Source organism: uncultured Tenacibaculum sp. (genome assembly GCF_947494125.1).
In the GTDB taxonomy this organism is placed as follows: domain Bacteria; phylum Bacteroidota; class Bacteroidia; order Flavobacteriales; family Flavobacteriaceae; genus Polaribacter.
Genome location: NZ_CANLTU010000002.1, coordinates 411476 through 435782, shown reverse-complemented (window position 1 = coordinate 435782; position 24307 = coordinate 411476). Strand labels below are relative to the sequence as shown.

Here is a 24307-nt window from a genome sequence, read left to right as displayed (position 1 = left end):
TTACTATTTATACATAAAAAAAGCAGCTCAAAATGAGCTGCTTTTTTTACTACTTCTTCTTTTATTAACTATTCTTCTTTTTATCTTTTGAAGCTTTATTCCAAATTTTAATTTCATCATCTTTCGTTACCCCTCCTAAAACTTCTACATTAACACCGTCAGAAGTTCCAAGTTTTATATCTCTTTTTTCAAATTTATCATCACTAACTTTAATTTCAACATAAGGCTTCTCAGTTTTCTTATCAAACTTTAACAATGCTTCTTTTATTGATAATACACTATCTTTTTTCTCTAAAACAATATCTGCATTTGCACTATAACCTGCTCTAATAAAATATTTATCATCTAAAGTTACATCCGCTTTTATTTTAAATTGTACTGCTCCTCCTTCTTCAGTTCCTTTAGGAGCAATGAAGTTTAATTTTGCTGGGAATTTTTTATCTTCAATAGCACCTAATGCAACTTCAATATCTGTTCCTTTTATTAATTTCCCTACTTCAGACTCATCAACTTTCCCTTCAAAAATCATTTTAGTCATATCTGCAATACGAGCAATCGTAGTACCAGCATTAAAATCGTTAGTTTGAGTAACCTGATATCCTTTTTTAACAGGAATCTCAACAACCATACCCGATGTAGTTGCTCTAATACTAGTATTTGCTGCATTTCCTAATCCAGAAGTAGTTCCTTTTTTAATGATATCCATATCTGAGCGTGCATTAGATAATGCTTGTCTTGCGTTATTAAAATTCAATTCAGAATTTTCAAATGCCTGACGAGAAATTACGCCTCTATCAAATAATTTCTTATTTCTATCAAATTGTACTTTTGCATTTTCAAATGAAAGTTTTGCATTTTTAACACTTCCATTTGCTCTATTTAAAGATGCTACATTTGGTACAACTCTAACAGTTGCTATTAAATCTCCTACTTTAACTATTGCTCCCTCTTCTACCAAAATCTTATCAACAATACCGGCAATTTGAGGTTTAATTTCTACTTCTTCTAAAGGAATTACTTTTCCAGTTGCTACCGTTTTTTTAATAATTGTTGTTCTAAACGGTTTTTCTGTTTCAAATTCTACTATATTTTTTTTGTTCTTTTTCCCGAACCAAACTAGTGCTACTACAAATAGTACTAAAACAATTCCTAAAATAATTTTTGCTCTTTTACTCATGATTTATTGTTGATTTATTCTTCTCTTAATGCTTCTATTGGTTTAACTATTGTTGCCATATAGGCTGGTATTAATCCTATTAATGTACCTAGTACTACTAAAGTTGTAAATGCTATTAAAATAATTGGAATATTTACCGTTGGATTTATTAATGTCGCATCTGGTCCTTGACCAAAAGCTGAATCTATTAAAAATAAAACTAATGCTCCAAAAACAATTCCTAACATACCTGCTACTGTAGTTAAAAAAACAGATTCCAATATAATTTGTTGTCTAACACTTTTTGGTGTTGCTCCTAAAGCTCTTCTAATTCCAATTTCTTTTGTTCGTTCTTTTACTGTTATTAAAAGAATATTTCCAATTGCAAATACACCTGCTATTAATGTTGCAATACCTACAAACCATGTAAGAAACTGCATTCCTGTTAAAAACCCTGTGAATTTTGCTATTTCAACTCCTAAATTTACACTTCCAAAAGCTCTTTTATCATCTGGGTGTACTTTATGTAAATTTTTTAAAGTTAATAATACATCTTTTTCTAATTGCTTAATATTAACACCTTCATTAGCTGTAATCATCATCCAATGAATCTTATCTCCCATGTTGTATATCTGCTGATATGTTGTAAATGGAATGTATGCTGTATCACCGTCAAAACTTATTCCGTTAGACCTTTTGTAAACTCCTATCACTTTAAAATTGATATTATTTACTTTTATATATTGACCAACTGGTTTTTCGTTTTTATCAAATAACTGTTTATAAATATCCTCTGCTATTACTACTACTTTAGATTTTGTAGCAATATCATTCTCATTTAAAAACCTTCCATAAATCAATTCTTTCTTTTGCACTTGATCTAATACAGGATAATCTCCACTTACTTGAAAACTCCCCGATTTAAATCCTTTAATTAACTGTGCATTTGTTTGACTTCTAGGTGCTAATAGTTTTATATCCTTAAACTCTTCTTTTAAAATTTTAACATCTGTTAAAGTTGGTAAGAATCGTCTACCTTTTTGAAACCCTTTAAAAGGGGTATCTGTAGATTGTGTCCATATAAAAACACTATTTGTTGCAAAGTTTCCAAAAATCTTTTTAAAGTTATTTTCCATCCCTCTGGCTGCTCCTAAAAGAACTACCAATAGAAATATTCCCCATAGTACCCCAATAATAGTAATTATGGTCCTAATTTTATTTTTACGGATGCTTCCGTAAATTTCTTGCCAAGTATCTGAATCAAATAAAAATCTCATAATTAATCTGCTCTTAATGCTACAATTGGTTTGATTCCTGCAGCTCTTTTAGCTGGTACATAACCTGCAATTAAACCTGATAATATTAAAACAATAGTTGCTCCTATTACAATTCCAGGGCTTACACTTGGATCTTTGATAAAATACTTCTCTAAGCTATCTCCTATTAAACTTAAAATATAGGTTCCTAATGACAAGCCTAAATAACCTGCGATTGTTGTTATTAATACGGATTCTTGCACTACCATTCCTATAATAGATGCTGGTTTAGCTCCCAATGCTTTTCGTATTCCAAACTCTTTAGTACGCTCTTTTATAACAAAAATCATAATGTTACTAATCCCTATTATTCCTGCTATTAAAGTTCCAGATCCTACAAAAATTACAATAAAATACAAAGCCAACATAAAAGTTCCAATTCCTTTATTAGCTTCTGCCATATTACGAACTGATAATGCACTTTGATCATCTGGATGAATTCCTAATTTTTTACGTAAATCACGCTCCATTTTATTTCCAAATGCTATTGCTTGATCTAATGTTAATTTAGGATCATAACCTATGTTTATTTGACTAATATGATCATTATTACCATATATCATTTGTGCAGTAGTAACTGGCATGTAAGTTTGACGCTCTTCATTATCACCTCCATCATCAGAAAAAATTCCTATAATTTTATATGAAATTCCACTTACATTAACTCTTTTTCCTAAAGCTGGTTTTTCGCCAAATAAATCTTGTTTTACCAATCGACCAATAACAATAACTTTTGCTTTTTCTTTAATATCTCTTTCATTAATATATCGTCCTTCATCCATGATAGTTTTTTCTAAAAACTGGTGATCTGGATGAACCGCTCTTAATCGATAATTATCTGATTTATTTTTATATGAAATATTAACACTCTTATATATACGTGCTGTTAAATGCTGAATTTTATCTTCATATTCATTTTTAACGTAATTAAAATCTTTATTTTTTAATTGGATTCTTCTTCCCGTTTGTAATCCTTTATAAGGCTTTGATGTTTTCCACACTCTTACAAACATTGAGTTTTGAGCATCATCTACAAAAGCTCCTTTAAATGAATTACTTAACCCACTTACAATACCAAATAATAAGGTAAACAAAAGTATAGCAAAAGCTACCGTAAAACCAGACATAACTGATCTTAACTTATTTTTACTTATGCTTTGGAATATTTCTCTCCAACGATCTAAGTCAAACATAATTAAACTGCTTTAGCTTTTGTTTTAGTTTTTGAAGTTAACTCATCACTTATAATAACTCCATCTTTTAAACGAACAACTCGATTTGTTTGCTCCGCTACTTCTTCCTCATGTGTAATTACAAAAACCGTCATCCCTTCATCATTAATTTCTTTTAACAAATCCATTACAGAATCGGTTGTAGTAGAATCTAATGCTCCTGTTGGCTCATCTGCTAATACTACTTTAGGTTTCGTTACTAAAGCTCTTGCAATGGCTACACGTTGTTTTTGTCCTCCTGAAAGTTCATTTGGTAAATGATTTGCCCACTCTTTTAAACCTACTTTCTCTAAATAATCTAACGCTACTTTTAAACGCTCTTTTCTTGCCATTCCTTTATAATAAAGAGGCAACGCTACATTTTCTAATGCTGTTTTATAAGATATTAAATTAAAAGATTGAAAAACAAACCCTAGAAATTTATTACGTAAGACTGCTGCTTTCTTCTCATTTAAATTTTCAATTAATTGACCATTTAAATAATAATTTCCTTCATCATGCTCGTCTAGTAATCCAACAATATTTAATAAAGTTGATTTACCTGATCCTGAAGATCCCATAATAGATACAAATTCACCTTCTTTAATATGTAAATCTAATCCTTTTAAAACATGAAGTGAGTCTTTACCTATTGGGTAAGATTTGTGTAAGTTTTCTATTCGAATCATTGCGTTAGTTAATTTTTATACTAAAATAAATACTGATATATATTTTTATTACCAATAAAATGTTAAATCGCTATTTACTTTTCTACTAGACGCTTAATTTTGATTTATGTTACACGTTTTTATACTTATTTATAATTTAGCTTTATTAAAACTCTAATAAATGATTGATTTACCTGTTAATAAAAAAATAATTTTGTTTGATGGCATTTGCAATTTTTGCAATGATGCTGTACTAAAAACTATAAATTATGACAAAGAAAATCAATTTGTATTTGCTTCTTTACAGTCTGATATTGGTAAAAAAATTACAAGTCATCTAGGTATAAATACTTCTAAAATTGATTCTATAATTCTTTACGATCCTGATATAGCTTATTATATTAAATCTACTGCTGCATTAAAAATAATGAATGAGTTTGGCGGTATTTGGAAAGTCTCTAAATTTTTCTTGATTTTCCCAGAAACTATTCGAAATATTGTTTACAATTTTATTGCCAAAAACAGGTATAAATGGTTTGGTAAGAAAGAAGAATGTATGATTCCTTCTAAAGAAGTTAAAGAAAAATTTTTATCATAAAAAAACGTACTTAACTAATTAAGTACGCTTTTTAAAAAATTATATTTAATTTTTTCTTAGAAATTAAATCCTAATCCAAATTTAAAATTTCTTCCTCTTGTTGAGAAACCTAAAACTTCTTGATAATCTTCGTTTAAAATATTAGATATATTAAACATTAATCTAACATTATCATTTAACTTATGATTTGCAGAAAAATCTAAAAGAGAATACGATTCTAAAACTGTGCTTACACTTGGCCAAGGTCTAAAATCTGTATCATCTCTATCACTTATAAACTGATAATTCAACCCTAAATTAGTAGCTTTATAAGTATAATTTACTCCTGCGTTGATTTTATGTTTTGGAATTCTAATAGCTATAACATCATTTTTAGTATAAGCATAATTTGCATTTAATTGCAAGTCCTTAATTAAAGAATAGTTTACAGAAAACTCTAATCCTTTAATAGTAGTATCTCCTAAATTATCCATTTTAAAAGTTGTAGAATTATATGCTATAATATTATCTACATCTCTATTAAAATAAACTGCATTTAAAGTAAGAGAATTATATTTATACTCTACTCCTCCTTCATAAGTTGCACTTTCTTGAGGCTTTAAATCTATATTACCCCAAGATGCATATAATTCTTGAACTGATGGCGCTAAAAATGCTGTACTATACGATCCTAAAAATTTAATATATCCATTATCTTGTTTTATAGTATATGATGGATTTGCATTATAAACAAAATGGTTTCCATATTTGTTATGATTATTTAACCTTACCCCTGCATTTAAATTCAATCCAAAATCAGAAACAAATACTGCATTCACATAAGGATCTATCAATTTTGATACTGGCTTTTCGCTATAAACCGTTTTAGTTAACTCTGTTTGCCCAAAAGGAATAGCATATGTTTCAATGCTATTATCTTGATAATTTACACCCCCTACTAAATATAAGTTATCAAACTTGTGTTTTACGTAAGCATCAACTATGTAATTTTCACCGTTACTTTTCCCAGGAAATGATGTTTGTGTTCTATCACTTTTATATTTGCTATATGTAGCATTTATATGAATACTACCATTTCCATATTTATACTCTGGAGATATTCCAACTCTGTAGCTCATGTCTTCAGAAAAATTATTTCCATCAGTAAAAGCTCCTGCATCATAATTATTGTCAAACTCACTATAACTACCAAAAGCTTTAATAGAAAAATTCTTATTTACTCTATATCCTAACTTTAAGTTAGTTCCAATTCTTTTAAAAGAATCATCTTTAAATTCTACATTAGTATTTTCAGATTTTGCTGCTGAAAAACCATTAGATTGTAATGACGAAAAACCAACCAAATAATTAAACTTATTGATTTTCCCGTTAACATTAGCGTTACTTTGAATGATAGTTCCGTTTTTAGATTCTTGCGAATTATTAGTTCCAAAAAACATTGCTACATCTGTATTAACTACCCCACTTTTTGCTTCTTTTAATTTAATACTAACAACTGCAGTTGTAGCTCCAGAACCATACAATGTACTAGCTGCTCCTTTAATAATCTCAACAGACGCTACTTCATTTAAATCTAAAAGTCTTAAATCATATCCTCCAGAAATTCCTGCTGGATTAGATACCTGTACTCCATCAATTAATACTACAACTTCTTTAGTAGCCCCTCCTCTTACAAAGAATCCTAAATTTTGTCCATTAGAACTTGTATTTCCATTTATTTCAATACCTGCTATAGTATTAATTAAATCGACCAAGTTCTTTCCTTGATTTTTTTTAATTGTTGCTGCTGTTATTTTGTGAACAACCTTACCTGAATTTTCTTTCTTTAATTTAAATCTGGAATCCGTTATTACAACTTCATCTAAAATTTCTGTTTTTTCTTGCTCTTGATCTTGAGCAAAAGATTTTGTGCTAGCAAAAGACAATGCTACCGCACCAACAATTAGTAATTGTTTTTTCATTGATAATGATTTAATTTTACAATTAATCAGGTTAAATTTTTGTACAAAAAAGTTTTAAGTACATTAACTTTTATCCCGAAAGTTTTACTTATTTTTTTGGCAGGTCTCCTGGCTTGCGTCTTGTAACTTACCTTCCCATTATTAATAAACAGTGGCTAAAAAGTTTTTAGTTACAAGCTATATAGCTTACAGTTGCGGGAACAGCTTCAGTTTTTAACTGAATTCCCTTTTAATTTTCTCTATTGATAAATAGAGAAAAACCAAAAATCGGCGCAAATCTATAACATTATTATAAATTAACTTTAATTAAATCATTATAATTTGAGAATTTTATTTTTAAACTATCAGAAACGTTATAATATTCAGGATGAATCATTTTTGATAAACATTCTATACCATCCACTAAAGTACTGGCTGATGATTGTGTAAACATAGCAAAATCTGCAATATATACTTCTCTATTTTTTACCGCTTTTAAAGTCTTCCACTCTGGTTTTTCTTCTAAAAACTTCATATCTTCAAGTGTACGCTCTATTCCATATCCACAAGGAGCAATAACTAATACTTCTGGGTCATATTTTACAATTTTATCCCAAGAAATAACAATACTATCTCCAGATGGATGTGATAACAAATCTATACCTCCAGCGTAACCAATTTGATGAGGAATCCAATGTCCACAATTAAATAACGGATCAATCCACTCCAATAACATTACACTTTTTGACTGAATTCTATTAGCTCTTTGAACATCTACAATACTATAAATTCTTTCCTTTAATTTATTTACATAATTAAGTCCAATCTCTTCTTTATTCATAGCTCTTGCTATGGTAAGTGCATTATTAAATACGTCTTCTAAAGAATTTGGAGTTATAGAAATTAACTGAGGTGTCTTTTCTAATTTATAGGCTGATTTTGCTACAGACTCTGTGTCTATTTGGCAAACATCACATACATCTTGTGTAAAAATAATGTCTGGTGCTATATTTTCTAAAACTGGTTCATCTACATAATACAAAGTACCACCTTCTGCTTTTGTTTTTGAGAAAATAGCTGTTATTTCTTTACTAGATAATGTTTTACCTTCTAATTTATAACGAACAGCAACTTTCTTTTCTTCTAAGGCTATTCCCGGACATTCAAATGTAATGCCTTCTAAATATTCTTGTAAACCCATATCGTAAATCATTTGAGTTACTGCTGGCATAAAAGAAGATACTTTCATAAATATTAAATTTAATTGGCAAAAATACATAGTTCTCTTCTATAATTTTCTTTTTCTAAAAAATCTTTCCAATATTTGCTTTGAATTTATTTCTTCAACATGATTTATTATATAACAGGCGGTGAACGTTCAGGAAAAAGTAGTTATGCGCAACAATTAGCAGAATCATTATCTGATACTCCTTATTATTTAGCTACCTCTAGAATTTGGGATGAAGATTTTAAAAAACGTGTAGATAGGCATGTTTCGGACAGAGATGAACGTTGGACTACTATTGAAGAAGAAAAACTAATTAGTAGTAAGATATCTGAAGAAATGACTGTAGTTATTGATTGTGTTACTTTATGGCTTACTAACTTTTTTGTAGATACAAAATATGATGTTGAAAAAGCTTTAAAACTAGCTAAAGATGAAATTAAAGCATTGTCTCAAATAAATGCTAAAATTATTATTATTTCAAATGAAATTGGTATGGGATTACATGCTACAACTGAATCTGGAAGAAAATTTACAGAACTTCAAGGTTGGGTAAATCAATACATTGCTAAAAAAGCTGATAAAGCCATATTTATGGTTTCTGGTTTGCCTTTAACATTAAAATAACTTACAATATTATGTATATTACTCATATAGCTCCTTTATCAAAAGCTATAAAAAAAGAATTACAAGAAAAAATAGATTTCAAAACAAAACCTATTGGTTCTTTAGGAGTTTTAGAAGATATAGCCCTACAAATTGGGTTAATTCAAAATACCCACTCTCCTATTTTATCTAAGCCATCAATAGTTGTTTTTGCTGGAGATCATGGAATTGTAAACTCGAATCCTGTTAGTCCTTATCCACAAGAAGTTACCCAACAAATGGTTTTTAACTTTTTAAATAATGGGGCAGCAATTAATAGTTTTTGTAATCAGAATAATATTTCGCTAAAAATAGTAGATGCAGGAGTTAATGCAGACTTTGAAAGCATTCCTAGTTTAATTAATGCTAAAATTTCAAAAGGAACTAAAGACTACAGTATAGAAAAAGCGATGAGTACTGATGAATGTCTATTAGCTTTAGAAAAAGGAAAAAGTATTGTCCAAAAAATTTTTAATGAAGGTACGAATGTTATTGGATTTGGAGAAATGGGAATCGGTAATACTTCTTCTGCTTCACTTTTAATGAGCTACTTTACCAATATTCCCATTGAAGAGTGCGTTGGAAAAGGTACTGGTTTAAATAATGAAGGTGTAATTAAAAAAGCCCAAATTCTTCGTACGGTATTTGATTTACATTCAAAAAAAATTAAAGCCCCAATAGATGCTTTAGCTTCATTTGGTGGTTTTGAAATTGTAATGATGTGTGGTGCTATTTTAGAAGCCGCTTCTTTAAAAATGACTATTTTAATTGATGGTTTTATTGTTACTGCTGCTTTATTAGTTGCACAAGCAATAAATAAAAACGTATTAGAGTATTGTATATTTTGTCATACTTCTGGTGAACAAGGGCATGAAAAAATGTTAGGTTTCTTAAAAACAAAACCTTTATTAAACATTGGATTACGTTTAGGTGAAGGTACAGGTGCTGCAATTGCTTTTCCTATTGTAAAATCTGCTGTTAGTTTTTTAAATGAAATGGCTACTTTTAAAAGTGCTAATGTTTCTGAAGCTTAAACCTTATTTATGAAAAAACAAATTCATTATTTTTTAACAGCTGTTTTATTTTTCACAAGAATTCCTTGCCCTAAATGGGTAGATCATTCTCCTGAAATACTGAATAAAAGTAGTCGTTATTTTTCTTTAGTAGGAACACTTATTGGTGCTATTTCTGCCGTAATCTATTATGGAGCTTCTTTTATATTTAGTCCAATTATTTCTATTATACTTAGCTTGATTGCTTCTATATGGGCTACAGGAGCTTTTCATGAAGATGGTTTTGCTGATGTTTGTGATGGTTTTGGTGGTGGTTGGACCAAAGAAAAAATTCTAACAATAATGAAAGATTCTAGATTAGGTACTTTTGGTGTTGTAGGATTAACTTCTATACTTTCTTTAAAAATAGTAAGTTTAAATGAACTTAATGAAAATTTAAAAAACATTCCTTTAATAATTATTGCAGGACATACCATAAGTAGATTTGTAGCTACAGTATTGTTATATACACATAAATATGTTAGAGATATTGATAGTGCTAAAGTAAAACCAACAACTCAAAAAATGAGTACTAAATCACTTATTATCTCTGGTTTCTTTGGAATATTACCTCTTATTTTTTTTAAAGATTTAAAAGTCTTTGGAGTGTTAGTTCCTCTACTATTAGTTTATCTATATATGAGTAGTTTTTTTAAGAAGTGGATAGGCGGTCAAACTGGAGATTGTGCTGGAGCTTTACAACAAGTTTCAGAAGTTGTTTTTTATTTATCATTATTAGTTCTATGGAAATTATTTTAATTCGTCATACAACACCTAATATAGCAAAAGGAATTTGCTATGGCCAAGCAGACATTCCTTTAGCAGATACTTTTGCTGAAGAAATTATTCCTATCTTAAAAATAAATGAGCTAAATAGTTCTAATACCATTTACTACTCTAGTCCTTTACAACGTTGTAAATTGTTAGCACAAAAGCTATCTGATACAATAAACTTCGATAATCGTTTAAAAGAGCTTGATTTTGGTGATTGGGAGCTTAAAAAGTGGAATGATATTAATAAAAATGAGCTTGACATTTGGATGAATGATTTTGTAAACGTTTCTACTACCAATGGAGAATCGTATCTCGATTTACATAATAGAACTGTTGTCTTTTTAAATGAAATAAAATTATTAGAAAAAGAAAAAGCTATTATAGTAACACATGCTGGTGTTATTAGAAGTTTATGGTCATATATTAATAACAGTCCTTTAGAAAAATCTTTCGATTTAAAATTAGATTACGGACACATTATAAAATTTACAGTATAATTAAAATGAAACATTTTTTATCACTAGCTATTATTTCTTTATTATTCTTTCAATGTAAAAAAGCTGAAAGTAAAGAGGTTACAAAATCAGTAGAAATGCATAGCCCTATTAAATATGCCAAGGGCTTTGATATTATTACTCAAAATGGACAAAAAAAACTGGTTTTTAAAAGAGTTTTTCAAAACTCAAAAAAACAGTTTACTTACACACTTACCAACACTACGAATATTTCTAAAAATGAATTAAAAGTCCCTATAAATGAATTAGTAGTTACAAGTACTACACATATACCAATGTTAGAACTATTAAGTAGTGAAACTAAATTAGTTGGATTCCCTCATACAAAGTATATATCTTCTGAAAAAACTAGAAAACTTATTGAAGATAATAAAGTTGTAGAATTAGGTTCTGAACAAAATATGAATACTGAAAAACTAATGGATTTAAACCCTGAACTGGTTATTGGCTTTTCATTACACCCTAATAATAAACTATATGAAAACATAAAAAAATCTGGAATCCCTGTCATATTCAATGGTGATTGGTTAGAAGAAACTCCATTAGGAAGAGCAGAATGGATTAAATTTTTCGGAGCTTTACTTAACAAAGAAAAAGAAGCTGATAGTATCTTTAAAATTATTGAATTAAACTATACAAGAGCTATAGAAATAGCTAAAAACAATAAGAAAAAACCTCCTACAGTTTTATCTGGAAGTATGTTTAAAGATGTTTGGAACTTACCTGCTGGAGAAAGTTTTATGGCTACTTATTTAAAAGATGCCAACTTAAATTATTTATGGAAAGAAACTAATGGAACTGGTAGTTTACAATTAAGTTTTGAAAGTGTTTTAGATAAAGGTAAAAATGCTGATTACTGGATTGGCTGTGGTTTGTTTGAAACAAAAGAGCAAATGCTTAGCGCAAATAAACATTATAAAGAGTTTAATGCTTTGATTCAAGGTAATGTTTATACTATAGGTAGTAAAAAAGGAAAAACTGGAGGACTTTTATATTTTGAATTAGCTCCTGTAAGACCTGATTTGGTTTTAAAAGATTTTATAAAAATTACAAACCCAAAACTATTACCTAATTATAAATTAACTTTTTTTGAAAAACTGAAGTAAAAATAAAAACCACCTGAAAATTGTTTTCTGGTGGTTTTTGCTTTTAATACCCATTTAAATTAAACACTACACAAACGCACTACTCCACTCTTTAACTTTAATTGAGTAAATGTAAGATCGTTTGGTTCTATCCTACCTGATGCTACTAAGTCTTGTTTTCTTTGAAACCTTGTAATAGTATTACGAGTTTTAGAACCATATTTACCATCCTCTTTTAACTGAGTAGTTGGACCTCCTTCTGATATAGGTACTTTATTAAATAACGATTGTACTAACAATACATCACTACTATTATTTTCGCTCCTTGCCCCTACAGAACTCGTTAAATCTTGAGACAAATCAGTATAATCTCCATTAACACTTCCATTATCAATCGGATTGTTATTGTTTACTGGATTATTAGAATTATTACCGCTTGTATTACTACTAGAAATAATTTGCATAGACGGAGCTTGCCCTCCCGTTGCTGAACTTTCAGATACTATATGGTTTTCCCATTCAGATTCATTTGCACTAGAAGTCGTTCCTATTCTTACGTATAAAGTAGTAGATTCCTTTAATTGATTCCATATATGTAATGGTATTGAAAAACGATTATTGGTTAATCGATTACTAACTGTACTATCGTCCCAAGAAAAGAAACTATTTTGAGCATTCCCATTATTTCTCCAGTATCCGTAATCAAAAAGTTGTTCGTCATTAACAATTTCTATGTAATAATAATTGTTAGTTCCTGTAATTATTTCAAATTCAGGTATACCGTCAGCTATATTCCATGTATTTGGAACTATAACCCTAGGTATTTCTACTGAATTATTCCCATTATTATTGTTATTATCAGTATTGTTATTATTATCGTTACTAACTCCTGTAATCGGCCAACCTGGTGCATTTACTATAAAAGGTTTATTTCCTGTAAATGTACTTAAGTTGCTACCTATACTCATAAAGTTTGGTTCTTGATCAGATTGTTGTGTTAGTACTTTCTGCTTTATATCTCTATGAAACTGACTATAATTTTTGGTATAACTACCCGAATTCCATGTCTCTTTTACTTTACTTGTAAAAAGACCATTTGTTCCGTAATCATAACTAAATTGATGATCTTGACAACCAGAGATTAAAATAATAGATGCCTTTAAAGTCTGAGATTTAATATTACTATTTCTATATTGAATTTCCTGATAGAATTCTTGGTTATTCACGTAGTTTTCATAACTTTTTTCTGCTGGAAGTAATCTTACTTTTACATTTTCTTCTGTCTCTTTATTTACAATCTTTAAAACTTCTTTGTCAAAGTTTTTCGTAATAGTTTTTAAAGACATTTTAGATCTCTTCATTTTTTGATTTAATATCATAGATTTTAACATGGTACCACTATGACAACTATCTGATAATACAAAGACTCTTACTCCTTCATTAAACCTCAGCCATAAACTATACAATTCATCATCTAAAAATTGTCTATTATAAAGTACCCAAGATTCGTCTTGTCCATCTGATTCACTATCTGACGTAGTATTTGGTATTGAAGATCCATGTCCAGAATAGGAAATAAAAAAGATATCTCCATTCTGTAATGTACTAGCTGCTCTAGTAATTTGTTGTGTTATACTTGAAGATGTGGCTTGGTTATCTAATAAAATAGTTGTTTCATATCCTTGCCTACCTGCGATGCGAGACAAATCATTCGCATCATTTACACAGCCCGATAAAGGTAATTTGCTTCCATAAACTGCTGGATCTACCTCATTTATTCCGATGTGTAATGAAATTCCTCTTGCCATAATTAAAAGTTTTAGGTTATTGTATCTTGTTTTATATTAATTATACTTCCTTGTTGAGAAAAATTGTGTGATATCCAATTAGATTCAACTATTAAGTTTTCTTTTGTTTTATATTTTATATAATATCCGAATTGAGTACTTGATATTATTTCATCGATAGGTATTAATAGCTCTATTTCTTTTTGAGGTATACCATCAAAAAACTCAAGTTTAGCATAAGGTGTTTTGTTTTGACACCCTATATGAACTTCTAAAAGTTGTCCAAAATCATCGCTTGAAAGAAAATCAAAGCAAATAATTTGTTGAAATAAATCCTCTATATATGTATAGTTTTCTGATAAAGCTTGTTGATCTGTTTGAATTGAATATATTGGAATTAAATTTTTAGATTTAATTTCATTATTTATCGTAGAATATTCTTTAGAGACTATATACTTCTGAACAGGAATAAAAGTATTTTTTGAATCAACATCATAAAGTCTATCTATATATATCGGGCTTTCTAATTCATTGGTAAGCTCTACTCTGTTTCCATTGTATTTTATCTTGATGCCTTCTCCAGACCATGGTTGTGCTATATAATCAAGAGAAACTATTAATTGAGTTCTTACAATTAAACCATCATCAAGTTTTTTAGTGTAAAGCCCTGTTATTCCTCCATTTTCTAAAAGAGATTTACACAACTGTGAATTTCTAATATTAGTTTCAAATGTGCCCCTTATATAGTGATCAAACGTGAAAGTATTTGAATCTTCAATAATAGAGTCTGATAAATTCCAATTAAATGTTTCTTCCCCATCTCCTTCAGTAATATATTTTATATAAGGTTCATAAGCCGTAAAATTGCTTAGAGATTTCTTTAACATAACTCTTTCTTGATATGAAATATCTGGCTCTAATTTTAGATCTACAACACATAAACTATTATTATAATCTTCTATATCTATAGCTCCATGTAAAAATAATTCTGGAGAAAATTTCTCTGGATTCTCTAGTTTCCTTGATAAAATATACCTGTTAGGAACTACAATAAATAACTCTGGTGTTATGTTAGATTTATACACCTCGTACTTTGGATGTCTTAATTCGTTTATCTTAGAATAAAGAGCATGCTTTATTTGCCCTATTTTCATAGGTTCACTACATCCTATAGAATTAAAATTATTTCCTTTTTCTTCTACATAATAATCGCCATATTTTGTGCAATCATAAGAAAGAAGTATGGTTTTTTCTAAACTACTCTCTAGATAGATATATTTATCTTTTAATGCTGTATGTAAATTGGCTACATTATAATTCAACTTATAATTACTTACCATTACTGCATTAAAATTGTTTTTAGTTTTTTTTGATAATACTCGTTTAACTTTTAAACGATCTCCTAAAGTACTTTTTGGATTCTTTTTTTGTAAGCTTAGCTTATTAAAGTTATTTAATGACAAATGTGTACCTATATGAAGTCCCGAGAATAAATATGATAAAGTATTCACTTTCTTAACCATAGACTTAAAACTATAGTTTATCAATAAACTTGCTTTTGAATTATTAGGAAGTGTTGGAGTAGAAAGTGTAGCATATAGTAATCTTACCCAATTATTAGATACATTAAATTCTAATTTTATTGTTTGCCCCACTCTTTTAGAAATAGAAGAATACAAATATGTCTGTTTACTCTTTCCGTTTTTGTCTATATATGGTAGCTTTATTTTATAAGTTGTAGTTAGCCTTTTTAAAAGCTTGTGTCTAGTTTTCTTTGGTAAATCTCTTATCCAACTTTTATTTATAAAACTTTTTATACTAATGATAAGCTTGCCTTCTAGAGCGGGAGAACCATCAGGCTGTACTCCTATTTTCTTAAAACTAAATTTAAATGGAGATGCATTAAAAGAAGTTCCTTTTTTAGGATGTTCAACTTTAAAATCTGGTTTTACCCAATAAAACTTTTTATACTTATAGTCTATCCAAAAATTATCATTTAAACTATCTACTTTAGGATAGTATTCTTTCTTTACAAGATTTAAACTTGAAATTAGTGACAATTGATTTAGTTCTGGCTTTAAAACTGTTGTCACATTAGCAGAAAAAATACTTGAATTATTTAATTTAAAGTTTTGTATACCATTAGTAAAATTTGCCGCATGAACAATTGTCTTTGAAACACTTTTCTTTTTAAAAACTTTAGGAATATATGTCTTTAATTGTAGCGTATTTTTTTCAATATAATAGTAGTTTGTATTATTTTTTAAAACCTCTTTAATATCATGAAAAAAGGGTATTAAGTCTTTAAAAATAACTGATTCTTTTTTCCAAACATCATAACATTTAAAATTATACTTAAGACTTAAAGTACTATTATCTTCCCCTCCAACAGCTATTATCTTCTTTACAATTTCATTACTAAAATTAATTTGAAATTTAATTGATTCTAATAATCCTTGTATCCTTATAGTTTCAATTATATTAGAATTGTTATCGACTATAGAAACCTCTCCCTCTTGTACAAATGGTAACTCAGATTTTCTAGAAGGTGAAAATAATATTTTAAGGTTTGATGTAGAGTGTATAATACTATCTGTATTTATTTCATCATTTACTCTAGACATAACAACATCTAACTTCGTTTTAGATTTATCCATATCAAAATCAAAAGAAAAAGGAAATGGTTTTTCTTTTGGCACAGAAGTATCCTTATTAATTTTTTCAGTATAAGTTGTGAATTTTGAATACATTTCCTTTTTATTTTGAAAGCTTAAGTTTGACAATTTGTTGTTTTGCCAAACTCAGCTATTTTGATTTGTTGTTTATCTATTAGTTTACTGATGGTGGTTGCATACTTAAAACTCTCTCCATAGGTTTATTTTTCTTAGCTCCAACAGAAAACATTCCATTAGCTTCAACTATAACACCTGATTTTTTTACAGATTTGGTAGATGGTGGTTGATTTGTTTGTGGAGGCGTAAAGTCTTCATCATGAGCTAGACGTTCAGGAATTTCTACTGTACGTTTAACAACTACACCTTCATCTTCTGGTGTAGGAACACTTATAATTAACGGTCCACTTGCTGCTCCTCTATTCCATGGTCCTGTCCATTCCATTCCTTTGGTAAATAATCCGCCAAGGACAAAAACTTTTACTTGATATTTATAATAAGCATGTACCGTTTTATCTGAAGTAAATACAGACCAGTACTTACCTTCCGTTTGAGTATCAAAATCAAATCTAAATGTAACAGGATCAAACCTTACATTACCATCATCATCTACAATATCATCTCCGTTTTCATCTGTTGCTTGGAAAGTAACTTCTACAAATTGTTTAGCATTCTCTAAGAAAACATTCATATTAATAGGACCTAAGCGTATACGACTTGCATCATCTGCTCTTACCTCTAGAATAATATCATTTGTTAATGTTCCGTTTTCTCCTGGATCAAGTTCAATTTCATTATCTTCTATTTGAACTCTATTATTTGGAAACTCAAATGGATCTGGCGGTTCAAGCATGCTTACTTTTCGTTTTACATAAGTTAGCCCTGCTTTCCAATCTACTGGTGGATTCTCTACATGCTCTTCTAATTTTTGAGTAACGGCACATTCCCATGTACGATCTGGAGCATCTGAGCCTAAGAAAGGAGGAATGGTACCTGTCCACATAATTTCTCCTCTGGTATTAGGGTAACCAATTTGAACACTCATATGTGATACTGGTTCTCCTACCCATTTTTCTCCTAATTTTGGCCAATTACAAACAGGTTTTACTACGCGAGCTAATTTCCTTGGCCAATCGTCTAGGTATAAGGTCTGAAAATACAGAGGCTCTTTTTCTGGATTTCTTTCTATTTCTTCAGCCATTCCTTCTAAAGAACTACTAATTAAATGTTCTTGCAAATAGGAAACTTGCCTAGTTTCATGATAATACAAACTTAAATTGGTGCTATCTCTTCTATATTTTAAAGACATTCCTCCTCCCCAAAGACCAGATAAACCTCCTCCTGAACTTTCTGCTGCTTCGACATCTGGTTGTGGTGGATCAAAAATTACAGTTTGAGCTTGTTCCATAAACTTCTCTACAATAAAATCTGTACGTTCTACTACTTGCCTAGTAATCTCTTCTGGATTAGGAATCATAGCATTGTTGATTTTTACATCAACGTCTATAGTTCCATCCATTCTCATATTATTTATTTCTGCTTTTACATCTGCAGAAAACCATAAGTACCTCCCTTTAGCATGAGCCGAAAAATGTTCGAAAATGCGTTCCCAATTTCCTCTTATTGTTATTTCAAATGCTGGTATCCAAAAAGGCATTTTTACATTCATAGCTACATTTACTGGCGTATAAGAACCGTGAAATGCACTCCATAAAATACTTGTTGGATAGGTACCTACCAATGCTGTAAAGGCATTTTGTCCCATAGGGTCTATACTTCCTATTCCTTCTCCCTGCATCTTCCAAAACCATGGTTGTAAATTTTTAGCGGCCTTATTCTTTCCATAATTTCTAGAACTAAAACCTTTCTTACTTATAAAAGACGGCACAGGTCTTTTAACATAATCTAAAGGTTGGGTACTTCTTGTTCCTGGTGGTACTGGTTCATCTGTAACAGGCGTAACAGGCTCTACTACACTACCATCTTCATTTGGTGATAAATTAGTAATACTTGTTTGGTTATGAGTAATTATTACAGGTCTAAAAATTGGGGTAACATTATTTCTAATTCCCCAGAAAAAATCATTACTTCCTTCAAATTGCTCAATGATTTTTCGTTGAGACTCTTCCAAAACATGATTTGGAGGAGCGCTATTTACTGTGAATCCTAAAACTCCTCCTGCTACTTCTCTTTGGCCTTCCTCTTCTGAAACACCAACATTAGCATTAGAGCTTTGTACTCCTGCAAAACGAATAAGATTAAACATTAAATCACCATCATCTCTACCTTCTTTTCGGGCAAGATGAATATAATTAGGTAGCCAATAAAAAACTGGAGCACTACCATTTCTTTGAAGTTCATGATTATTAGCGTCGGGATAATAAAGTAACTCGTACCCGTTAGCCACTATTGGTTGTCGCCCACCTGCCAGTGTAGGTCCAATTGCATTAACTGCCATAGTAAAAAAATTTTATTAACCTACTCTAATATCATTACAGTTTTCGGCTTCCCTGTTTTTAACTGTTCCAAATTTCCATCAAGCTGTAAGTAATATTTATGAGTGTTCAACTAAAAAAATTACGGTGTATAACTAAATATAAATAGGTTTGTTAACCTTTTGGTTTTAGGTTTATTACCCTTACTATAAAGTGGTAATTAATTGTTATTTTGTAACATATAAAAATCAACAAATCAAACGATTATGAAAAAAGCACATTTTATTTCTACAGCTTTAATAGCAATTACAGTATTTACCATTTATAACTGTTCTTCAACCAAAGGTTTTAGTACTTATAAGAACAAAATCATCTGTTCAAATTATTCTAAAGCTCCTTTAAGTAAATTACCTATTGGATTGGTAAAAGATATGATTCATGGTTATAAAAAAAATCAATTAACTGAAATTAATGGAAACTTAGGTATTAATGATGCGCAAGCCATTTCTTTTGATTTAGAGACCTTAAAACGATTTGTATATCATATAGAAGCTATTTCTAAAAGTAAGGATAGTACTATATCGGATAAAGATTTAGGTGTACGAATTTACTATGCTGCTTATCCTGAAAAAAGAAAATGGAAAAATTCCAGATATGCTGGTGCTTTAGATGGATTTATGGATAACCCTATTACCGAGCAATATGAAAAATTACACACAATTATAATAATGCCTACAATTAAAAGAGACGAGACTTATTTTGATTTTAATCCTACAGATATACGAACGTATACTAAAAGACTTCAGGATGTTGGTGATAAACAAAAAATTAACGATTATTCTAATCCAGAGAACACAATTGTTACTTTGAGCTTAATGTCTAAAGCTCCAAGTTCTTCTGGAACTACTAGTACTGTTGCTCAAAATCATGGTGGTTTGTTTCCCCCAAACACTTTTGATGGTTCTGGCTTTTAAATCTTTTTATCCTTGAATTATTTCCCAGTATTACATAAGATATTAATAGGAATTGAATTTCTTTCTGCTTTAGTTGCTTTTCTTTATTTTTTCAAATTAAAGAAAACTTACTGGAAATGGTTTTGCCTATACCTTATCTTCATTTTCACTCAAGAGTTAATATGGACCTTCGATTTGTTTTCTTTAAGTGATAATCCACTTTATAACAATTATTACTATACTTTTTTTGGCATACCTATTCAATACATATTCTTTTATTGGTTATACGCATATAAATCACTAAAACTAAAAAAGTTGTTTTTTATATTTCTTCTTATATACATTTCTACATATATACCTGTAGGTTTTTACATAGAGGAAATGAAGTTATCATATTCTATAAATCTAACTGTAGGAACCGCCTTACTTAGTTTTCTAGTAGTCTTAGAGTTTATAAAACAAATTAAAAATGATAATATTCTTGAATTTAATAAAAACAAGATGTTTTACATTACTGTTGGTGTCATTTTATTCTATATTGGAACTTATCCTTTTTTTGCTTTTCATGATATTCTAATTAAAGATGAGTATATTACTATTTGGAATATGTATTACATATACTTTCTAGTATCTAATTATTTAATGTATTTATTATTTGCAGCTTCTTTTATATGGGGGAAACATCATTTAAAATAATGTTAATCATTTTTAATGTAATCTTTATTGCCTTTATAGCGGCAATAATTATTTTCATTAAACAATACAGGATAAAAAAAAGGAGCCATTTAAGAGAGTTAGAAACAATTGATGTTCTTCATAAAAAAGAATTATTAAAAACTCAAATGGAAATACAAAGCCAAACTATGAAATATATTGGTAGAGAGATCCATGATAATATAGGTCAAAAATTAACCTTGTCAAGCTTATATCTACAGCAACTTGTTTTTGAAAATAAAGCAAAAACACAGGATATTATGAAAAATATTGATACGGTAAATAATATTATAAATGAATCTCTAACTGAATTAAGATTACTCTCAAAAACTCTAACTGATGATACTGTAGATAAAAGCACAATATCTGAACTTATTAAAATTGAGTGTAAAAAAATAGAAGTTCTTAAAACTCATAATGTTGTTTTTAATAATAATTTAAATCTAATTTTATCTTCATATCAAACTAAAAGTATTCTATTAAGAATTACCCAAGAATTTTTACAAAACAGTATAAAACATGCTAATTGCGATTGTATAGAAATTTCTATTTTTAATACCAATAACATCTTATTTCTAGTATTAAAAGACAATGGTGATGGTTTTGATATAGAAAATGTTAAAACGAATGGAATTGGGCTAAAAAACATGAAAAAACGAATTGAGATGATTAACGGAAAATTTGAGATAAAAAGTGATAGTAACGGTACAGTATTTACCATAGAAATTCCTTTGTAAAATGAAATATACTATAGCTATAATTGACGACCACATTTTAATTGCCAACGCATTAAAAAGTATTATATCCAACTTTAACCAGTTTAAAGTTGTTCATCTTAGTGAAAATGGAGTTGATTTTAAAAACAAATTAGAATCTAAGCATATTATACCTGATTTAGTTTTATTAGACATAAGCATGCCTATAATGGACGGGTTTGAAACTGCCAAGTGGATAAAAGAAAATTATCCTGATATGTTAATTATGGCCTTAAGTATGCAAGATGATGAACAAAGCTTAATTAAAATGATTAAAAATGGAGCTAAAGGATATATGCTAAAAAATACACAACCTACTTTACTGGAAGAAGGACTTAATAAACTTATAGAAAAAGGGTATTACTTTCCAGACTGGGCATCTAGTAAGATTTTGACTTCTATTAGTGATAATACTATTAATGCTGACTTAAAAAGTAAGTTATCAGAAAGAGAAATTGAGTTTTTAAAATACACTACTACAGAAATGACTTATAAAGAAATTTCTGAAAAAATGTTTTGTAGCCCCAGAACTGTAGAAAACTATAGAGATAGTTTATTTGAAAAACTTGAATTAAAATCTAGAGTTGGTTTGGCTGTTTATGCTCTTAAAAATGGCTATGCTGAATAATATTTAGAAGAAATTAGTTATTGAGTAATTGTTCTAAAGGTTAAATTTATTCTTGGGCGATGAACTTTCTTAGTAGGTGGTAATCGATGTAACCAATGTGTTTGTGTTTCATCTTTCATTACCAATAAAGAACCGTGCTCTAAAACTTTATATACCGTTTCTTTGGTTTCTTTGTGTTTAAATCCAAACTTACGTTCCGATCCTAAAGTTAACGAAGCTATTGCCCCATTTTTCTTTAAATCTTTTTCTCCATCAGAATGCCATGCCATACCTTCTGAACCATCATGATACAAATTTAACAAGCACGAATTATATGTTTCTTTTGTTTCCTTTTCTATTAGATTTTTTAATTCTAATAATTCTTTTGTAAAAATCAGTGCTGTTTTTGTTCTATTCGAATATGAATATTCAAATGGTTTTTCTGCATACCAAGCTACTTTCCTTTTTGTAATTATTAATTTACCAAAAACTATAGCCTCATCATTTTTCCACGTTATAGATTTTAAAAGACTTTTATAATAATTATCAGCTTGTTCTTTAGATAATACTATCCCATAATAATTTACTGTCCCGTCTTTTGGTAACAGATTAATAGGTGATTCGGTAAATTGTGAAAATAAATCCAATTAAATAAAATAATATCCAGAAAAAGGAGATGGACAAGGAAGTAAACAACACCAACCTATGAAAAACTCCCGTCTAAAAACATCAATTAATTCTGATAAAGGTTTTGCTAAAAAAACTAATGATAATAATGCACTTACAAGTTTGAAGTAAATAGTTTTATTATTTACTTCTTTGTATTCAAAATTAATAATACCTAAATTCTTTTCCATACTCAAATATAATAAAAAACTCCCGCTTATAAAGCGAGAGTTTTAATACTATTTATTTTAGTTTTTAATTTCTAAACTTGTTTCTTGTTACTATGGCTTTCAATTTTTGTTTTAAATCTCTTCCTGTATCATAAACCATTTGTTCATTTGAAGGAAAACGCACAGACCTTACTTTAATTAAGCTTAAAAATGAATCATCAAGAGCTCTTTTATCCCCATCATAATCTGCATAGATGTGTTCAAAAACAAACTCACTTTGAATTGGAAATCTTTCTACTAATTGATTTGTTTTATTATCTATATACTTAACTACTCCTATAACTTTGCTTGTTTTAAATTGGGTAAACCTATATAAGTGACATCTAATTTTTTTAAACTTATCTATCTTAATTTTATTTCCTAAGCTATCTTTAACAAATCCTCCTTGGTCATTTTTTAAATATTTAAAACCATTTTTGATTCGTTTTTCTTTAATAATTTCTTTTTCACGAATTTGCTCTGGGGAAACATCAATTTGTCTTAAGTTCAATTCTAAATCAAAATCGTAATTTATTTCTTCATTTCTTTTTGAATGATAAACTGTCCACAAATTATTTAAACCATAGGTATCTATCGCCAATAAATCATCTTCTAATCTTCTTGGTATAATTTGTCTTGTCTCATTATTTACAGTTAAAAAAATATAATCAGTTCCTCGTGCATGAGCTTCCTCAATTAAGTTTCTTGTATTTTTATAATTAGGATTAATTTTATTTAGATATTGAAGTTCATCAAAGGCTCTTCTAAAATTCATCTTATTATAGCTCCCTGTTTCTAATAAATCTGTACCTTTTTTATATAAAAAATTAGAATAGTTTTCTTTTGCAGTTATAATTTGGTCATCATAATTTACCAGTTGAAACCTTACATCATCCCCAGACAAAACATCTTTTAATGGTAATAGAGGTCTTATTCTCTCTTGTCTGTTATTTAACCGCTTATAAAGGTTAAAGATTACTTCAAAATTTTCTGGATTACTTTCTTTTTTTAAAAAAGCTATTTTAGATACATCTCTATCTACCGCTTTTTTAAAAGCATTTTTTAGCATAATAACATAAGGCTGATTCTTTTTCTTATACTTATTTTTTGCTAAATTTTTTATTGATAATGAAATGGCTTTTTCATAATTACCCGAATTAATAGCTTTTTCTGTAGTTTTAACACTACTACAAGAAAGCATTATTAGAGTTGTAAATACTAGTAGTAAAGTAGTTTTATTCATAAAATTTAGGTTTCGATAGGAAAGACAACTATTGTGCCAAAACTAAGGATTCTTTTTCTATTTAAATTCTATTTTCTAACT

22 protein-coding genes and 1 riboswitch are annotated in these 24307 nt (G+C 28.9%); of the genes, 10 read left to right on the top strand and 12 right to left on the bottom strand.

What is annotated here, in order from left to right:
* Positions 1–64: 64 nt before the first annotated feature.
* From Q0881_RS05505 to Q0881_RS05490, 4 genes are read right to left on the bottom strand one after another with little or no spacing between them, the layout of a single operon-like run.
* On the bottom strand, positions 65–1177 hold the full coding sequence (locus tag Q0881_RS05505) for an efflux RND transporter periplasmic adaptor subunit (protein ID WP_299157568.1): 1113 nt from the start codon (positions 1175–1177) through the stop codon (positions 65–67).
* Positions 1178–1191: 14 nt separating this feature from the next.
* Positions 1192–2433, bottom strand: coding sequence for an ABC transporter permease (locus Q0881_RS05500; RefSeq protein WP_299157567.1), 1242 nt, complete (start codon positions 2431–2433; stop codon positions 1192–1194).
* 2 nt (positions 2434–2435) lie between these two features.
* Entirely contained in the window at positions 2436–3665 is a 1230-nt protein-coding gene (locus Q0881_RS05495) for an ABC transporter permease (RefSeq protein ID WP_299157565.1), read from the bottom strand.
* A 2-nt stretch (positions 3666–3667) separates the two neighbouring features.
* Entirely contained in the window at positions 3668–4372 is a 705-nt protein-coding gene (locus Q0881_RS05490; protein WP_299157564.1) for an ABC transporter ATP-binding protein, read from the bottom strand.
* Between the two features lie 160 nt (positions 4373–4532).
* Here Q0881_RS05490 and Q0881_RS05485 point away from each other — a divergent pair, with 160 nt between their 5' ends.
* Positions 4533–4949, top strand: a complete 417-nt coding sequence (locus Q0881_RS05485) for a DCC1-like thiol-disulfide oxidoreductase family protein (protein ID WP_299157563.1) — start codon at positions 4533–4535, stop codon at positions 4947–4949.
* A gap of 56 nt (positions 4950–5005) precedes the next feature.
* Here Q0881_RS05485 and Q0881_RS05480 read toward each other — a convergent pair whose 3' ends face one another.
* Entirely contained in the window at positions 5006–6910 is a 1905-nt protein-coding gene (locus Q0881_RS05480) for a TonB-dependent receptor (protein WP_299157561.1), read from the bottom strand.
* 80 nt (positions 6911–6990) lie between these two features.
* Positions 6991–7190: riboswitch (cobalamin riboswitch) on the bottom strand.
* Positions 7191–7199: 9 nt separating this feature from the next.
* Entirely contained in the window at positions 7200–8138 is a 939-nt protein-coding gene (locus Q0881_RS05475; protein ID WP_299157560.1) for an ABC transporter substrate-binding protein, read from the bottom strand.
* A gap of 99 nt (positions 8139–8237) precedes the next feature.
* Here Q0881_RS05475 and Q0881_RS05470 point away from each other — a divergent pair, with 99 nt between their 5' ends.
* The 5 genes from Q0881_RS05470 to Q0881_RS05450 are packed head-to-tail and all read left to right on the top strand — an operon-like array spanning position 8238 to position 12206.
* Positions 8238–8741, top strand: a complete 504-nt coding sequence (locus tag Q0881_RS05470) for a bifunctional adenosylcobinamide kinase/adenosylcobinamide-phosphate guanylyltransferase (protein WP_299157559.1) — start codon at positions 8238–8240, stop codon at positions 8739–8741.
* A gap of 11 nt (positions 8742–8752) precedes the next feature.
* Positions 8753–9793 (top strand): nicotinate-nucleotide--dimethylbenzimidazole phosphoribosyltransferase, encoded by a 1041-nt coding sequence (gene cobT / locus Q0881_RS05465; RefSeq protein ID WP_299157558.1) that lies wholly within the window; start codon positions 8753–8755, stop codon positions 9791–9793.
* A 9-nt stretch (positions 9794–9802) separates the two neighbouring features.
* Positions 9803–10570, top strand: coding sequence for an adenosylcobinamide-GDP ribazoletransferase (locus tag Q0881_RS05460; protein WP_299157557.1), 768 nt, complete (start codon positions 9803–9805; stop codon positions 10568–10570).
* Positions 10555–11082, top strand: a complete 528-nt coding sequence (gene cobC / locus Q0881_RS05455; RefSeq protein WP_299157556.1) for an alpha-ribazole phosphatase — start codon at positions 10555–10557, stop codon at positions 11080–11082. Before Q0881_RS05460 ends, cobC begins: the two co-directional genes overlap by 16 nt.
* A gap of 5 nt (positions 11083–11087) precedes the next feature.
* On the top strand, positions 11088–12206 hold the full coding sequence (locus tag Q0881_RS05450; RefSeq protein ID WP_299157554.1) for an ABC transporter substrate-binding protein: 1119 nt from the start codon (positions 11088–11090) through the stop codon (positions 12204–12206).
* Positions 12207–12265: 59 nt separating this feature from the next.
* On the opposite strand, the gene Q0881_RS05445 is transcribed toward Q0881_RS05450, so the two are convergent.
* From Q0881_RS05445 to Q0881_RS05435, 3 genes are all read right to left on the bottom strand, one after another.
* On the bottom strand, positions 12266–13993 hold the full coding sequence (locus tag Q0881_RS05445) for a caspase family protein (protein ID WP_299157552.1): 1728 nt from the start codon (positions 13991–13993) through the stop codon (positions 12266–12268).
* An 11-nt stretch (positions 13994–14004) separates the two neighbouring features.
* Entirely contained in the window at positions 14005–16722 is a 2718-nt protein-coding gene (locus Q0881_RS05440) for a hypothetical protein (protein WP_299157550.1), read from the bottom strand.
* A gap of 79 nt (positions 16723–16801) precedes the next feature.
* On the bottom strand, positions 16802–19102 hold the full coding sequence (locus Q0881_RS05435) for a hypothetical protein (RefSeq protein WP_299157548.1): 2301 nt from the start codon (positions 19100–19102) through the stop codon (positions 16802–16804).
* Positions 19103–19345: 243 nt separating this feature from the next.
* Between Q0881_RS05435 and Q0881_RS05430 the strand changes: the two genes are divergently transcribed.
* From Q0881_RS05430 to Q0881_RS05415, 4 genes are all read left to right on the top strand, one after another.
* Positions 19346–20053: a hypothetical protein gene (locus Q0881_RS05430; RefSeq protein WP_299157546.1), complete on the top strand. Its 708-nt coding sequence runs from the start codon at positions 19346–19348 to the stop codon at positions 20051–20053.
* A 360-nt stretch (positions 20054–20413) separates the two neighbouring features.
* Positions 20414–20728, top strand: coding sequence for a hypothetical protein (locus tag Q0881_RS05425; protein WP_299157544.1), 315 nt, complete (start codon positions 20414–20416; stop codon positions 20726–20728).
* Positions 20728–21483 (top strand): ATP-binding protein, encoded by a 756-nt coding sequence (locus Q0881_RS05420; protein ID WP_299157542.1) that lies wholly within the window; start codon positions 20728–20730, stop codon positions 21481–21483. Before Q0881_RS05425 ends, Q0881_RS05420 begins: the two co-directional genes overlap by 1 nt.
* A 1-nt stretch (position 21484) precedes the next feature.
* Positions 21485–22129, top strand: a complete 645-nt coding sequence (locus Q0881_RS05415; RefSeq protein ID WP_299157540.1) for a response regulator transcription factor — start codon at positions 21485–21487, stop codon at positions 22127–22129.
* A 17-nt stretch (positions 22130–22146) separates the two neighbouring features.
* On the opposite strand, the gene Q0881_RS05410 is transcribed toward Q0881_RS05415, so the two are convergent.
* The 3 genes from Q0881_RS05410 to Q0881_RS05400 form a co-directional block, all read right to left on the bottom strand.
* Positions 22147–22755, bottom strand: coding sequence for an alpha-ketoglutarate-dependent dioxygenase AlkB (locus Q0881_RS05410; RefSeq protein WP_299157539.1), 609 nt, complete (start codon positions 22753–22755; stop codon positions 22147–22149).
* Positions 22756–22965: a hypothetical protein gene (locus Q0881_RS05405; protein WP_299157537.1), complete on the bottom strand. Its 210-nt coding sequence runs from the start codon at positions 22963–22965 to the stop codon at positions 22756–22758.
* Positions 22966–23029: 64 nt separating this feature from the next.
* Entirely contained in the window at positions 23030–24226 is a 1197-nt protein-coding gene (locus tag Q0881_RS05400; RefSeq protein ID WP_299157536.1) for a hypothetical protein, read from the bottom strand.
* Positions 24227–24307: the final 81 nt, after the last annotated feature.